This is a genomic window from Mycobacterium sp. P2_H7 (genome assembly GCF_056403275.1).
Genome location: NZ_JBFUFU010000001.1, coordinates 340598 through 352677, shown reverse-complemented (window position 1 = coordinate 352677; position 12080 = coordinate 340598). Strand labels below are relative to the sequence as shown.

At 67.6% G+C, this 12080-nt stretch carries 15 protein-coding genes; 5 read left to right on the top strand and 10 right to left on the bottom strand.

Annotation, left to right across the window (positions count from 1 at the left end; translation table 11 throughout):
* Nucleotides 1–100 precede the first annotated feature (100 nt).
* From mftD to mftA, 4 genes are read right to left on the bottom strand one after another with little or no spacing between them, the layout of a single operon-like run.
* On the bottom strand, nucleotides 101–1285 hold the full coding sequence (gene mftD / locus AC1DY7_RS01760; protein WP_477491916.1) for a pre-mycofactocin synthase MftD: 1185 nt from the start codon (nucleotides 1283–1285) through the stop codon (nucleotides 101–103).
* Nucleotides 1286–1288: 3 nt separating this feature from the next.
* The gene (gene mftC, locus AC1DY7_RS01755; RefSeq protein ID WP_477491959.1) at nucleotides 1289–2461 is read right to left on the bottom strand and encodes a mycofactocin radical SAM maturase; all 1173 of its coding nucleotides are present in this window, start codon (nucleotides 2459–2461) and stop codon (nucleotides 1289–1291) included.
* 5 nt (nucleotides 2462–2466) lie between these two features.
* Complete coding sequence (gene mftB / locus AC1DY7_RS01750; RefSeq protein ID WP_477491915.1) at nucleotides 2467–2769, bottom strand: mycofactocin biosynthesis chaperone MftB; 303 nt, start codon at nucleotides 2767–2769, stop codon at nucleotides 2467–2469.
* A 2-nt stretch (nucleotides 2770–2771) separates the two neighbouring features.
* Nucleotides 2772–2867, bottom strand: a complete 96-nt coding sequence (mftA, locus tag AC1DY7_RS01745) for a mycofactocin precursor MftA (RefSeq protein ID WP_477491914.1) — start codon at nucleotides 2865–2867, stop codon at nucleotides 2772–2774.
* 107 nt (nucleotides 2868–2974) lie between these two features.
* On the opposite strand from mftA, the gene mftR reads away from it, so the two are divergent.
* Genes mftR through AC1DY7_RS01730 form a run of 3 tightly spaced genes read left to right on the top strand, consistent with a single transcriptional unit; the run spans nucleotide 2975 to nucleotide 5255 of the window.
* On the top strand, nucleotides 2975–3565 hold the full coding sequence (gene mftR / locus AC1DY7_RS01740) for a mycofactocin system transcriptional regulator (protein WP_477491913.1): 591 nt from the start codon (nucleotides 2975–2977) through the stop codon (nucleotides 3563–3565).
* A gap of 59 nt (nucleotides 3566–3624) precedes the next feature.
* Complete coding sequence (locus AC1DY7_RS01735) at nucleotides 3625–4125, top strand: RNA polymerase sigma factor (RefSeq protein WP_477491912.1); 501 nt, start codon at nucleotides 3625–3627, stop codon at nucleotides 4123–4125.
* A complete protein-coding gene (locus tag AC1DY7_RS01730; protein WP_477491911.1) occupies nucleotides 4122–5255 on the top strand; it encodes a VOC family protein in 1134 nt (377 codons plus the stop codon). Before AC1DY7_RS01735 ends, AC1DY7_RS01730 begins: the two co-directional genes overlap by 4 nt.
* Nucleotides 5256–5279: 24 nt before the next feature.
* Here AC1DY7_RS01730 and AC1DY7_RS01725 read toward each other — a convergent pair whose 3' ends face one another.
* The gene (locus AC1DY7_RS01725) at nucleotides 5280–6482 is read right to left on the bottom strand and encodes an NAD(P)/FAD-dependent oxidoreductase (protein WP_477491958.1); all 1203 of its coding nucleotides are present in this window, start codon (nucleotides 6480–6482) and stop codon (nucleotides 5280–5282) included.
* A gap of 33 nt (nucleotides 6483–6515) precedes the next feature.
* The gene (locus AC1DY7_RS01720; protein ID WP_477491910.1) at nucleotides 6516–6962 is read right to left on the bottom strand and encodes an Lrp/AsnC family transcriptional regulator; all 447 of its coding nucleotides are present in this window, start codon (nucleotides 6960–6962) and stop codon (nucleotides 6516–6518) included.
* A gap of 114 nt (nucleotides 6963–7076) precedes the next feature.
* Between AC1DY7_RS01720 and ddaH the strand changes: the two genes are divergently transcribed.
* Both ddaH and rocD read left to right on the top strand, forming a co-directional pair.
* Nucleotides 7077–7922 carry a dimethylargininase gene (ddaH, locus tag AC1DY7_RS01715; RefSeq protein ID WP_477491909.1) on the top strand — a complete coding sequence of 282 codons (846 nt, stop codon included), beginning with the start codon at nucleotides 7077–7079 and terminating at the stop codon, nucleotides 7920–7922.
* Nucleotides 7919–9142, top strand: a complete 1224-nt coding sequence (gene rocD / locus AC1DY7_RS01710) for an ornithine--oxo-acid transaminase (RefSeq protein ID WP_477491908.1) — start codon at nucleotides 7919–7921, stop codon at nucleotides 9140–9142. Before ddaH ends, rocD begins: the two co-directional genes overlap by 4 nt.
* Nucleotides 9143–9145: 3 nt before the next feature.
* On the opposite strand, the gene AC1DY7_RS01705 is transcribed toward rocD, so the two are convergent.
* From AC1DY7_RS01705 to AC1DY7_RS01690, 4 genes are all read right to left on the bottom strand, one after another.
* Complete coding sequence (locus tag AC1DY7_RS01705; RefSeq protein WP_477491907.1) at nucleotides 9146–9373, bottom strand: hypothetical protein; 228 nt, start codon at nucleotides 9371–9373, stop codon at nucleotides 9146–9148.
* 38 nt (nucleotides 9374–9411) lie between these two features.
* Nucleotides 9412–9834: a DUF4189 domain-containing protein gene (locus AC1DY7_RS01700; RefSeq protein ID WP_477491906.1), complete on the bottom strand. Its 423-nt coding sequence runs from the start codon at nucleotides 9832–9834 to the stop codon at nucleotides 9412–9414.
* Between the two features lie 86 nt (nucleotides 9835–9920).
* A complete protein-coding gene (locus AC1DY7_RS01695) occupies nucleotides 9921–10775 on the bottom strand; it encodes a mycofactocin-coupled SDR family oxidoreductase (RefSeq protein WP_477491905.1) in 855 nt (284 codons plus the stop codon).
* A gap of 54 nt (nucleotides 10776–10829) precedes the next feature.
* Nucleotides 10830–12077 (bottom strand): arginine deiminase, encoded by a 1248-nt coding sequence (locus tag AC1DY7_RS01690; RefSeq protein WP_477491904.1) that lies wholly within the window; start codon nucleotides 12075–12077, stop codon nucleotides 10830–10832.
* Nucleotides 12078–12080: the final 3 nt, after the last annotated feature.

Below are 12080 nucleotides of genomic sequence, written 5' to 3'. Positions count from 1 at the left end.
GGCGTGCGCCGATTGTTGGCGCATGCGCAGCAATTGATTTCAATTGCCGGGCGTGGCTGACGGACGAGGGGTCACGTCAGCCACGTCAGCCACGTCCGTATCAGCTGGCGGGGACCCCGAGCGTGCGGGTGAACCCTTGCGGAATCAAGATGTCGTCGGGCGTCAGATCGTGGATCGAGGACTTGCCGAGCCCGCGCAGGGCGGAGTCGATGCCGCCGTGCAGGATGTCCAGCACGTTCTCGACGCCGGCCTGACCGTTGGCCGCGAGACCCCAGAGGTAGGCCCGGCCGATCATGACGGCGCGGGCGCCGAGGGCCACGGCCTTGACGACATCGCTGCCGCGCCGCACGCCACCGTCGAGCAGGACCTCGACCTGATCGCCGACCGCGTCGGCAATGGCAGGCAGGCAACGAATGGCCGCCGGGGTGCCGTCGAGGTTGTTGCCGCCGTGGTTGGACACCGTGATGGCCGAAACACCCGCATCCACAGCGCGTTTGGCGTCGTCGACCCGGACCATGCCCTTGAGCAGGAACGGACCACCCCACTGCTCACGCAGCCAGGAGACGTCTTCCCAGGTCGGCGGCGGTGTGCCCATCCACTGGCCGTAGGCCTCGAAGAAGGTCGGACCCGCCTCACCGCGGCGGCCCTGGTTGGGGACCCGCAGGTCCGGCGGGCGCAGATTCTTGCCGAAGCTCCACAGCCAGCGGGGCTTGCTGATGACCTCCGGCGCCATCTTCACCATGGTCTTGAGGTCCATGCTCTCCGGGATCTTGGGGCTGCCCCAGTCCCTGCCATGGCTGAAGCTCCAGTCCGTGGTGAGGATCAGCCCGACCGCGCCGGCCTCGCGGGCCCGGATCATCCGGGCCAGGATTTCGTCGCGGCCGCCCAGCCAGTAGATCTGGAAGAAGATCTTGCCGTTGACGGCCGTCACTTCCTCCATCGGCTTGCTGGCAAACGACGAGAGCCCCATCGCGGTGCCGCGGGCCGCAGCAGCGCGGGCGACGGCCACCTCGCCATCGGGGTCGACCGCCTGCACGCCGGTCGGCGAGATGACGACCGGCATCGAGATGTCCTGGCCCATCACCGTTGTCGACATGTCACGCTTCTCGGTGGCACCGATGACGTGCGGGGCGAAACCCAACTCGGCGAATGCCTCGACGTTGTCGGAGACCGACACCCCCTTCTCGCTCGCCGAGATCAGCGAGGAGTAGGCGGAGCGGGGCAGCCGTTTCTTCGCACGCTGTTGGGCGATGGCAACGGTCTCGAACCAGGTATCGCGAGCCATGATCTACACAGGACTTTCGTTACAGAACTTCTTGGGCGGGACGGTGAGCAGTTTGAGTGGGATGGGGCCTTTGCGACCGCCCGCGCGGGAGTGGTCGCCGCTGGGCTTGGGCTTGTCCCGCTCCAGCGCCAGGGCGGGCTCCCCGAAACCCTGCACACATTCGGGGTCCGGGCCGTCCATCGGCAGCCCGGTGAAGAACTTCGCGGCCATGCAACCGCCACGGCAGGCGTCGTAGTGCCCGCATCCGGTGCAGGCGCCGGCCGACTGCGGTTCACGCAGTTCACGGAACAGTTCGGAGTTCTGCCAGACGTCCTGAAAACCGTTGCTGGTGAGCACGTTTCCGGCAAGGAACTGCTCGTGGATGGCGAACGGGCAGGCGTACACGTCACCGATCGGGTCGATCAGGCACACGACGCGGCCGGCACCACACAGGTTCAGACCGGCGAGCGCACCCGGCTCACCCAGGCCCGACAGGTGGAAGAACGAATCACCGGTGAGCACACGCTCGCCCTTGGCGACGAGCCAGTCGTAGAGCTGCTTCTGCTGCGCGGCGGTCGGGTGCAACTCGTCCCAGACGTCGGCGCCGCGGCCCGAGGGGCGCAGCCGGGTGATGCGCAGGGTGGCGCCGTAGCTGTCGGCCAGGGCCTTGAACTCGTCGAGTTGATCGACGTTGTGCCGGGTGACGACGACAGAGATCTTGGCGTCCTTGAAGCCCGCGGCGGCCAGGTTCTCCAGCGCACGGATGGCCATCGCGAACGAACCGGGCCCGCGCACCTCGTCGTTGATCTCGGCAGTGGCACCGTCGAGCGAGATCTGCACATCGACGTAGTCGCTGGCGGCCAGTTTGGCGGCCACCTCGGGGGTGATCCGCACGCCGTTGGTGGAGAACTTCACCCCCACCTGATGCGCCGTCGCGTAATCGACCAGCTCCCAGAAGTCCGACCGCACAGTCGGTTCGCCGCCGCCGATGTTCACGTAGAACACCTGCATGCGCTGCAGCTCGTCGATGATGTCCTTGCACTGCCGGGTGCTCAGCTCACGCGGATCGCGTTTGCCCGACGCCGACAGGCAGTGCACGCAGGACAGGTTGCAGGCGTAGGTCAACTCCCACGTCAAGCAGATCGGGGCGTCGAGGCCGCGCTCGAATTGATCGATCAGCCGTGGGACGGGTTGCATGGTTGTCACTCGGAAGCCTCCCTCGGGACCAGCATGTGGGACTGTGCGAGCACGCTCAGCGCGTGCAGATAGGGGCCCTGCGCGTCGTCATCGATACCGGCGGCGCGGCAGGCGGACGGGACGTCGGGGTGGTCAGCCAGCGAGCTGACCACCTCGACGATGATCCGGTTCTTCAGAAACGACAGCTTCCGGGTACCGAAGTGATACAGCAACGCCCCGAACGGTTCCGGTCGCACCGCCACTTGGTGGTGCAGGGTCCAGGCCATCGCGGGGTCGAAGGCCGGAGCCGGGGCTGTCGGCGCCGACATGGTCAGTAGACCCCGCACATCCCGTCGATCGAGACCTCTTCGACGAGAGACTCGGTGACCAGTTCGGTGTCAGACGCAACCTGCTGATTGGGTTCCATGGACTGCCCCTTTCGTTACCGTGAGAGTTACCGCAGGGTCTGGACAACTGTGACCCACGCCGCACACAATATGGCATCGAGTGCCGAAATGGAAGGGGAGTTGCCCGATGAGCGTGGGACGGCGCCCTTCGACCACCCAGGACCACATCAGCGGGGTGGCCCTGGAACTGTTCGCGACCCGCGGTTTCGACGATGTCAGCGTCGACGACGTGGCCGCCGCCGCGGGCATCTCCCGGCGCACCCTGTTCCGCTACTTCTCGTCCAAGAACGCCATCCCCTGGGCCGACTTCGACGCGCACCTGCAGTACCTGCGCGACGTACTGGGCGCGGTGCCGACCGATGTGCCGCTCGAGGCGGCGTTGCGCTCAGCGTTGTTGACGTTCAACGACTTCGGAGTCGACGAGACCCCGCAACACCGCCAACGCATGCGCGTCATCCTGGAGACCGATGCGCTCCAGGCCTATTCGATGACGATGTACGCCGGGTGGCGCGAGGTGATCGCCGCCTTCGTGGCGCGCCGGCTGGGTCGCAAGCCGGCCGACCTGGTGCCGCAGACGGTCGCATGGACGGCACTGGGCGTGGCGCTGACCGCCTACGAGCAGTGGCTGGCCGACGAGTCGGTGTCGCTACCCGACGCACTCGGCGACGCCTTCGACGTGGTGGGCCACGGGCTGCGTGAACTCGCCCCGCAGAACTGAGGCGAAAAAAGTTCGCCCAACCCCGTCGGAGTTCGGGCCGCCACGACGACGATAAGGGTATGAGCGCCCAAACCGAGTCTGCGCGGGCTCTGTTGACGCTGTACGACGAAGCCCTGCCGGTGGTCTACGGGTACTTCGTCAGGCGCTGCGGCGACCGCGGCACGGCCGAGGATCTGACGTCGGAGACGTTCCTGGCCGCGATGGATGCGGCCCGAAAGCCGGCGCCACCGCCGATCACGGTGCCCTGGCTGATCGGGGTGGCCCGGCACAAGTTGGCCGACCATTACCGCAGACGGTTCAGTGTGCCGGTCGGTGAAGTGCCCGAGACGGCCGATCCCGTCGACGACTGGGATGCCGAACTGGACCGCATCGTCGCCGAGGCGGTGCTGGCCCGACTGCCCGAACACCACCGCACGGTGCTGGCGTTGCGCTACATGGATGACCGCACGGTCCCCGAGTGCGCGGAATTGATCGGCCGCACCGTGCACGCGACCGAGGCCCTGCTGGTACGGGCCCGCCGCGCCTTCAGATCGCACTACCCGGAGGGAGGCAAGCCATGACCGACAACAGCCACGACCCGCTGACCGCGCTGCACGGCGACGACCTGCCCACCACGCCCGACCCGGCTTTCGCGGCCCGCCTGCGCGCCCGTCTGGAAGCCGCCCTGTCCCTACCCGCCGGAACCGAAGGAGTGGAAATGAGCGGAACCGATTCCCTGCTCGCCGAACTGAGTACGCCCGTGGTCACCAACGCCGTCATCCCGTACCTGGCCGTCGCCGACGCCCGCGCCGCACTGGACTGGTACACCGAGGCGTTCGGCGCCTCGGTGGTGGGTGCACCCGTGCTGATGGGCGACGGCCGCATCGGCCACGCCGAACTGTCGATGGCGGGCGCGGTGGTCTACCTGGCCGACGAATACCCCGAGATCGGACTCAAAGCACCTGCACCCCAATCTGTTTCGGTGAGCCTGATGCTCGATGTCCCAGACACCGACACCGCATTGCGACGCGCGCGCGCACGCGGCGCCCAGGTGCAGCGCGAGGCGTCGGAGAGTCACGGCTCCCGTAACGCCGCGATCATCGACCCGTTCGGGCATCGCTGGATGCTCTCGGGCCCGCTGACCGGCGCCCCGGTGACCATCCGGCACGGCGATGTCGGCTACGTGTCGATCAACACCCCCGACGCCGCACGCGCAGAGGCGTTCTACGCGCACGTGTTGGGCTGGTCCTTCGACGGGCAGCACGTCGCGAATTCCACTCTGTCGATGGGCATTTTCGAGACCACCGGGCCGAGCACGCTGTTCTGCTGCTACGCCGTCGACGACCTCGACACCGCGCGCGACTCGATCCTCGCCGGTGGCGGCACCGTCGGCGAACCGCAGCAGCGGGAGTTCGGCACGGTGTGCGATGCCACCGACCCGTCGGGCACGCCGTTCGCCGTCTACCGCGATACCGCGGGAACGCCGCGGCCCGCTCTGAACGGCACCGGCCCGGGCGAACTGTCCTACCTCACCTACGAGGTGCCGGATTCAGCCGCATTCAAGGCGTTCTACAGTCGGGTGCTGTTCTGGGCGTTCGAGCCGGGCCGGATCAACGACGGCTGGGGCGTGCAGGACACGCACCCGATGGCGGGCGCGGCCGGCGGCGCGCAGGTGGCCCGGACGGTGCCGATGTGGACGGTGCACCCGTAATGATCACGGGTGCGGCTCCACAAATCACGGGAGAACGTCGGCGATCGGGGTGCCGGCGGCGATCTTGCCGCGGGCCTTCATCACCTTGCCGGGCATGCCGCCGCCCACGACGGCGGTCAGCACGCCGTCACGCTCGTAGTAGGCCAGGAACTTGCGGCCGTCGTCTTCGACGATGTGCACGGTGTCATCGGCCGCCGGCTCACCGAGGCACTGGATCTTCACGTCGTACTGGTCGCTCCAGAAGTACGGCACCACGGTCAGCGCCGCACCGGGCTCCCGCCCCAGCAACGCGGGCACCATGGCCCGGGCCTGCTCGGCCACGTTGCTCCAATGCTCCACGCGCACTTGGTGTCCCACCTCGGAACGCCAGGAGGCCACGTCGCCGATGGCCCACACGTGCGGCGCGCTGGCCCGGCCGGCGTCATCGCACACCACACCGTTCTCGACGGTGATACCGCTGCCGTCCAGCCAGCCGGTGACCGGATGGCTGCCGATGCCCACGACGACCACGTCGGCCTCGAGTTCGGTGCCGTCGGACAGCACGACCTTCTCGACCTTGTCGGTACCGGATACCGAAGCGACCCCGATGCCGCAGCGCACGTCGACGCCCTCGGCCCGGTGCAGGCGGGTCACCAGCTCACCGATCTGCTCCCCCAGCACCGAGGCCAGTGGAGTGGGCTGCGGCTCGACGATCACCACGTCCACACCGAGCTGGCGCAGGCTCGCGGCCACCTCGCAGCCGATGAACCCGGCGCCGACGATGACCGCGCGCTGCGCGGTGGACGAATGCGCCCGCAGGGCCACGCTGTCGTCGAGGGAGCGCAGCACCCGGATGCCCTCCAGGTCGGGGAAGGACGGAATACGTTTGGGCACAAGACCGGTCGCGATGACCAGGTCGTCGTAGCCGACCACCGATCCGTCGGCCAGCGTCACCGTCTGCGCGGCGGTGTCGACGGATGCCGCGGCCGACCCCAGTCGCAGGGTGATGTTGTTGTCGTCGTAGAACTCCTGCGGCTTGAGCACGACATCGTGATCGGGGTTGCGCAGCACTTCCTTGGACAGCGGCGGCCGGTCATACGGGAGGTGCGTCTCATCGCTGACGATGGTGATCGGCCCGGCGTATTCGGCCCGGCGCAGTTGCTCGGCGGTACGGGCCGCAGACAACCCACCACCGACAATGACGATTCCACCATTATTTGTCACGTGGGTCTTCTTACACGATGACAGGGGTCTTCTGCCTGTCCACCCCGTCGGTACTGCTCAGGACCGAGCGCGCTCGATGATGTTGGACAGCACCACGATGCTTTCACTGCGTTCGATGTCCGCGCTGGCCCGGATGCGCTCCAGCGCGTCCTCCAGATGCCGCATGTCGCGCGCGAGCACGTGCAGGATGGCATCCGCGGTTCCCGTCACCGTGGCCGCGCCGACCACCTCCGGGATGTCGATCCAGGCCTGGCGCAACTCGGCGGGCGCGATGGTGCCGTGACAGTAGACCTGCACGTAGGCCTCGGTGCCCCAGCCCAGTGCGTTGCGGTCGACGACGGTGGTGAAACCGCGGATGACCCCGTGATCCAGCAGGCGGTCCACCCGTCGTTTCACCGCGGGCGCGGACAGGCTGACCCGCTGCCCGATCTCGGCGAAGGTGGCCCGAGCGTTGTCGGTCAACTCGGCCAGGATCCGCTCATCGGTCTCGTCCAGGCGATCCATCACCCCTCCTCGCACAACAGACAGCCGCAGATCGCCACTGTACGCAACGAAACGTTACTCAACACGCAATATATGGCGATTGATTGCATTCGAGAGCGCACATACCGTTGAATCATGACGATTTCTGAGGTCGCCAGCCAATCCGTCCTGCATCCGACCCGGTCTGCCCGCACCAGGCACTACGCCATGACGGCACCGACGCATTTCGCCGTCGAATACGCGATCAACCCCTGGATGGACACCTCGACCCCGGTGGACACCGGTCTCGCGGTGCGACAGTGGGAAAACCTGCGCCGCGTCTATCTGGACCTGGGCCACACCGTCGACCTGGTGGCACCCGCACCGGGGCTGCCGGACATGGTCTACGCCGCCAACGGCGGTCTGCTGGTCGGAGGCCATGCCGTCGTCGCCCGGTTCGCCTACCCACAACGGGCGGGGGAAGCCGACGCCTACGCCGCGTGGATGGCCGCGCACGGGCACCGGCCGGTGCAGACCCGCCACGTCAACGAAGGCCAGGGCGACCTGCTGGTCGCCGGGTCCAAGATCCTGGCCGGACACGGTTTTCGCACCGACCCGCGCGCACACGACGAGATCGCGGCCATCACCGGAATGCCGGTGATCGGCCTGGAACTGGTGGACCCGCGCTTCTACCATCTGGACACCGCGCTGACCGTGCTGACCGACGAGCTCATCGCGTACTACCCGCCGGCGTTCACCGACGCCGCGCGCAACACACTCGAGCAACACTTCCCCGACGCCATCGTGGTCACCAGTACCGACGCCTTCGTGCTGGGCCTCAACGCCGTGTCCGACGGCCGCCACGTCGTGCACCCCGCGGCCGCCACCGGCTTCGCTGAGCAGTTGTCCGCGGCGGGCTTCAAGCCGATCGGCGTCGATCTGTCCGAGCTGCTCAAGGGCGGCGGATCCGTCAAATGTTGCACCCTGGAAGTCCATTCATGACCATCCTGGGTGGCATGGACAAAGCGGACACCGCGATCGCACTCGACGACCGCCACACCGCGCACAATTACTCCCCGCTGCCCGTCGTCGCGGCCTCGGCCGAGGGCGCCTGGATCACCGACGTCGACGGCCGGCGTTACCTGGACTGCCTGGCCGCGTACTCCGCGGTCAACTTCGGCCATCGCCACCCCGAGATCACCGCCGCCGCGCATGCCCAGCTGGACAGCGTCACCCTGGTCAGCCGGGCGTTTCACTCCGACCGGCTGGGCCCGTTCTGTGCGGCCCTGGCCCGGATGTGCGGCAAAGAGATGGTGCTGCCGATGAACACCGGCGCCGAGGCCGTCGAGAGCGGCATCAAGGTGGCCCGCAAATGGGGCACCGACGTCAAGGGCGTCGCGCCCGACCAGGCCAATATCGTGGTGGCACAGAACAACTTCCACGGTCGCACCACCACCATCATCAGCTTCTCCGACGACGAGACGGCACGCGCGGGTTTCGGCCCGTTCACACCGGGGTTCCGCTCCGTGTCGTTCGGCGATGCCGACGCGGTGGCCGGTGCGATCGACGAGAACACCGTCGCCGTGCTCCTCGAACCCATCCAGGGCGAGGCCGGGATCATCGTGCCGCCCGACGATTTCCTGCCCGCGGTGCGTGCGCTCTGCACCCGGCACAACGTGCTGATGATCGCCGACGAGATCCAGTCCGGACTGGCGCGCACCGGGCGGACCTTCGCCTGCGACCACTGGGCCGTGACTCCGGACGTGTACTTACTGGGCAAGGCGCTCGGCGGTGGGGTGGTGCCTGTCTCCGCGGTGGTGGCCGACCGCGACATCCTGGGCGTACTGCATCCCGGTGAGCACGGTTCCACCTTCGGTGGTAATCCGCTGGCCGCGGCCGTCGGCAGCACCGTGGTGGCAATGCTTGAGCGCGGCGAATACCAAGCCCGCTCAGCCGAATTGGGCATGCACCTGCACACCCGGCTGACCGCGCTGCGCGGCCATGGCGTGCTCGCGGTACGCGGCAAAGGGCTGTGGGCCGGCGTCGACATCGACGCGCGCCTGGGCACCGGTAAGCATCTCAGCCTGCGCCTGGCCGAACGCGGCGTCCTGGTGAAGGACACCCACGGTCATACTCTGCGCTTCGCGCCGCCCCTGGTCGTCACGGAGGCGGAAATCGATTGGGCGATAAATCAGTTCGCGACCGTCCTCGCCGCCGGGTGAGACCTACCAGCTCCAGACGATGCCGCGCCGGCGGCGGTCTGGGGTGATCTCGCCAACGTGCGGAGCGCGCGTCTGCGGCACCGCTTTGATCGAGACGCTGCCACTCGACTCGCACCGGACGTGACTGCCGGCGTCCTGGCAGGTCGGCATGGCACCGGCCGTGGGCGCCATGAACAGCGACACCGCCACCACACCGACCGGGATCAGTGCAGTCTTCTTGTAATTGAACATGTTCGACTCCCTACCGGTACGCCAGGAAAACGGTGTGCTCACGGGCAGACCGACGCGAGAATGCGGGCGCCCGGCCCGAGCGGCGCACCGGCGTCCTGGGCATGGCGGTAGGCATCGTCGCGGGCCGCCTCGATCGTCGGGCCGGCCCCACCGGACACGACCCCGCTGTCGTCATCGGCGCCGACGGATACCACGCACAGATTGTCGTTGGTGACCTCGTCCCGGGTGCATTCTCCGGCGCCGGCCTGCTGACACGCAGCGACGACGGCCGCCGAGGCCGCCTCGTTGGTGGGGCCGGTGACGGTGAATCCCACCAGGTTTCCGTTCAGCACGCCCGAGCCGACGGCTCGGGATATGTCGACGACGCCGGCCGGGCCGTCGGCCCAGGCCGAACCCATCGAGATCATCACGGCGGCTGCGCCCACGGCGGCAAGCCCAAAACCCTTGCGGATCAAAGCCATCCCATTCCTGTCGAGAGGTGATCGGCGATCGCCACCGCGATGATATCCCGATCAACCGTCACCGGCGTCAAAAAGGGGGCTTGCCGCTAGTACTTGAGCACACCCCGGTCGACGGCGATCTGGCTGCCGGACAGCGTCGCCGACCCGTCACCGGCCAGCCACGCCACCACATTCGCGACCTCCTCGGGCGCCATGAACGCCGCGAGTCCCTCGTTCTTGCCGTCGGTCACCTTGTGGTACGGCATCGGGGCGAAACTGTGCAGGAAGCTCGGGAACTTGGAGAAGATGGTCGCCATCGCCTCGGGCTCGATCATCGGGGTGTCGATGGAGTACGGGTGGATCGAGTTGACCCGAATTCCGAACTCCCCCACCTCGAGTGCCAACGAGTTGGTCAGCGCGACCAGGCCGTGCTTGGACGCCGCATAGTGCGAGTTGCCGGGGGTGGCCTTCACACCCGCCGACGAGCTCACGATGATGATCGACCCGCCGTTGCCCGCGTCGATCATCGCGGGCACCGCCGCCTTGATGGTGCGCCAGGTTCCGTTGAGGTTGACATCGATGACGGTGTCCCACTGCTCGGGCGTGAGCTCCCACACCCGGCCCCAGCTCAGCACGCCGGCATTGGCGACCACCACATCGAGCCGGCCGAACTGCTCGATGCCGTCGGCGATCAACTGCTGCTGGGCATCGAGGTCGCGGACGTCGACCGCGCGCGCCAGGATCTTGCGGCCGGCGGCTTCGACCCCGCGCACCGTCTCGGCCAGGTCGTCGGCGGTGGCCGCCGGATAGGTGACGGTGTCCGAGACCGGAGCGCAGATGTCGGCGGCGATGATGTCGGCGCCCTCATTGGCCAGCCGGATCGCGTGGGCCCTGCCCTGGCCGCGCGCGGCTCCCGTCACGAATGCCACACGTCCCTCGAGGGATCCGTTACCCGCCGCCATTGCCGGTCCTTTCGTCAACCCGCGCCCAGGCTAGCAGCCAGACTGAAACGTGTTCTAGTAATCGATCGCGTCCCGGATAATCGGGCAGGTCATGCAGTGGCCGCCGCCGCGCCCGCGGCCCAGCTCCGCACCCACGATGGTGATGACCTCGACACCGGCCTTGCGCAGCAGCGAGTTGGTGTGGATGTTGCGGTCGTAGGCGAAGACCACGCCGGGTTCGACGGCGACGAGGTTGTTGCCGCTGTCCCACTGCTGACGCTCCGAGTCGTAGCGGCTGCCGCCGGTCTCGACCACCCGCAACTCGGCCAGACCCAGTGCGGCCGCGACCACCTCGATGAACGGTTTGGACTCCTCGATGACCTCGACGCCCGGCGCCGCGTCGGTGGGGACCAGCGTGAACGGTTCGATGCCGTCGACGATGTCGGGGTAGATCGTCACGACATCACGGTCGGCGAAGGTGAAGACCGTGTCCAGGTGCATGGCCGAACGCAGTTTCGGCATACCCGCGACGATCACCTTCTCGGCCGCACCGGCGGCGAACAACTCGGCCGCGACCTGGGTGATGGCCTGGCGCGACGAGCGTTCGCTCATGCCGATCAGGACGACGCCGTTGCCGGGGATCAACACGTCCCCACCTTCCAGAGTGGCCAGCCCCCAGGTCTTTTCGGGGTCGCCCCACCACACGGTCGAGCCGACGTAGTCGGGGTGGAACTCGTAGATCGCCTTCATCAGGAGGGTTTCGTCGTGCCGGGCGGCCCAGAACAGCGGGTTCAGCGTCAGACCGCCGTAGATCCAGCACGTCGTGTCACGGGTGTAGAGCGTGTTGGGCAGCGGCGGCATCAGGTATTCGGTGACGCCGCTGTCCTCGCGGGCCAGTGCACGGTAGCCGGTCCGGACATCGGCGGGCAGGTCGCGGGTGGACATCCCGCCGATCAGGAACTCGGTGAGCCGGCGCGGTTGCAGCGAATCCAGGAAGCCCCTGGTGTCGTCGACCAGACCGAGCCCCACCTCGTTGGCGACGATCTTGCGGTCCAGCAGCCAGTCCCTGGCGGCCGGGATCTCCATGGTCTCGGTCAGCAGCTCGTGCAGCTCGATGACTTCCACGTCGCGGTCACGCATCTTGTCCATGAAGTCGAAGTGATCGCGGCGGGCGTTCTGCACCCACAACACGTCGTCGAACAACAGGTCATCGCAATTGGTCGGAGTGAGACGCTCATGCGCCAGGCCTGGTGAGCACACCAGTACCTTGCGCAGCTTGCCCACCTCGGAGTGCACGCCGTACGCGGCCGAAGTCGCTGTCATGAC

Excerpts from the sequence above, each read along its gene's own strand:
- AC1DY7_RS01690 (WP_477491904.1), bottom strand. The coding sequence starts at position 12,077 with ATGACAGCGACTTCGGCCGCGTACGGCGTGCACTCCGAGGTGGGCAAG.
- mftD (WP_477491916.1), bottom strand. The coding sequence starts at position 1,285 with ATGGCTCGCGATACCTGGTTCGAGACCGTTGCCATCGCCCAACAGCGT.
- mftA (WP_477491914.1), bottom strand. The coding sequence starts at position 2,867 with ATGGAACCCAATCAGCAGGTTGCGTCTGACACCGAACTGGTCACCGAG.
- AC1DY7_RS01695 (WP_477491905.1), bottom strand. The coding sequence starts at position 10,775 with ATGGCGGCGGGTAACGGATCCCTCGAGGGACGTGTGGCATTCGTGACG.
- ddaH (WP_477491909.1), top strand. The coding sequence starts at position 7,077 with ATGACGATTTCTGAGGTCGCCAGCCAATCCGTCCTGCATCCGACCCGG.
- AC1DY7_RS01730 (WP_477491911.1), top strand. The coding sequence starts at position 4,122 with ATGACCGACAACAGCCACGACCCGCTGACCGCGCTGCACGGCGACGAC.
- mftB (WP_477491915.1), bottom strand. The coding sequence starts at position 2,769 with ATGTCGGCGCCGACAGCCCCGGCTCCGGCCTTCGACCCCGCGATGGCC.
- AC1DY7_RS01720 (WP_477491910.1), bottom strand. The coding sequence starts at position 6,962 with ATGGATCGCCTGGACGAGACCGATGAGCGGATCCTGGCCGAGTTGACC.
- AC1DY7_RS01700 (WP_477491906.1), bottom strand. The coding sequence starts at position 9,834 with ATGGCTTTGATCCGCAAGGGTTTTGGGCTTGCCGCCGTGGGCGCAGCC.
- mftC (WP_477491959.1), bottom strand. The coding sequence starts at position 2,461 with ATGCAACCCGTCCCACGGCTGATCGATCAATTCGAGCGCGGCCTCGAC.
- AC1DY7_RS01705 (WP_477491907.1), bottom strand. The coding sequence starts at position 9,373 with ATGTTCAATTACAAGAAGACTGCACTGATCCCGGTCGGTGTGGTGGCG.
- rocD (WP_477491908.1), top strand. The coding sequence starts at position 7,919 with ATGACCATCCTGGGTGGCATGGACAAAGCGGACACCGCGATCGCACTC.
- mftR (WP_477491913.1), top strand. The coding sequence starts at position 2,975 with ATGAGCGTGGGACGGCGCCCTTCGACCACCCAGGACCACATCAGCGGG.
- AC1DY7_RS01735 (WP_477491912.1), top strand. The coding sequence starts at position 3,625 with ATGAGCGCCCAAACCGAGTCTGCGCGGGCTCTGTTGACGCTGTACGAC.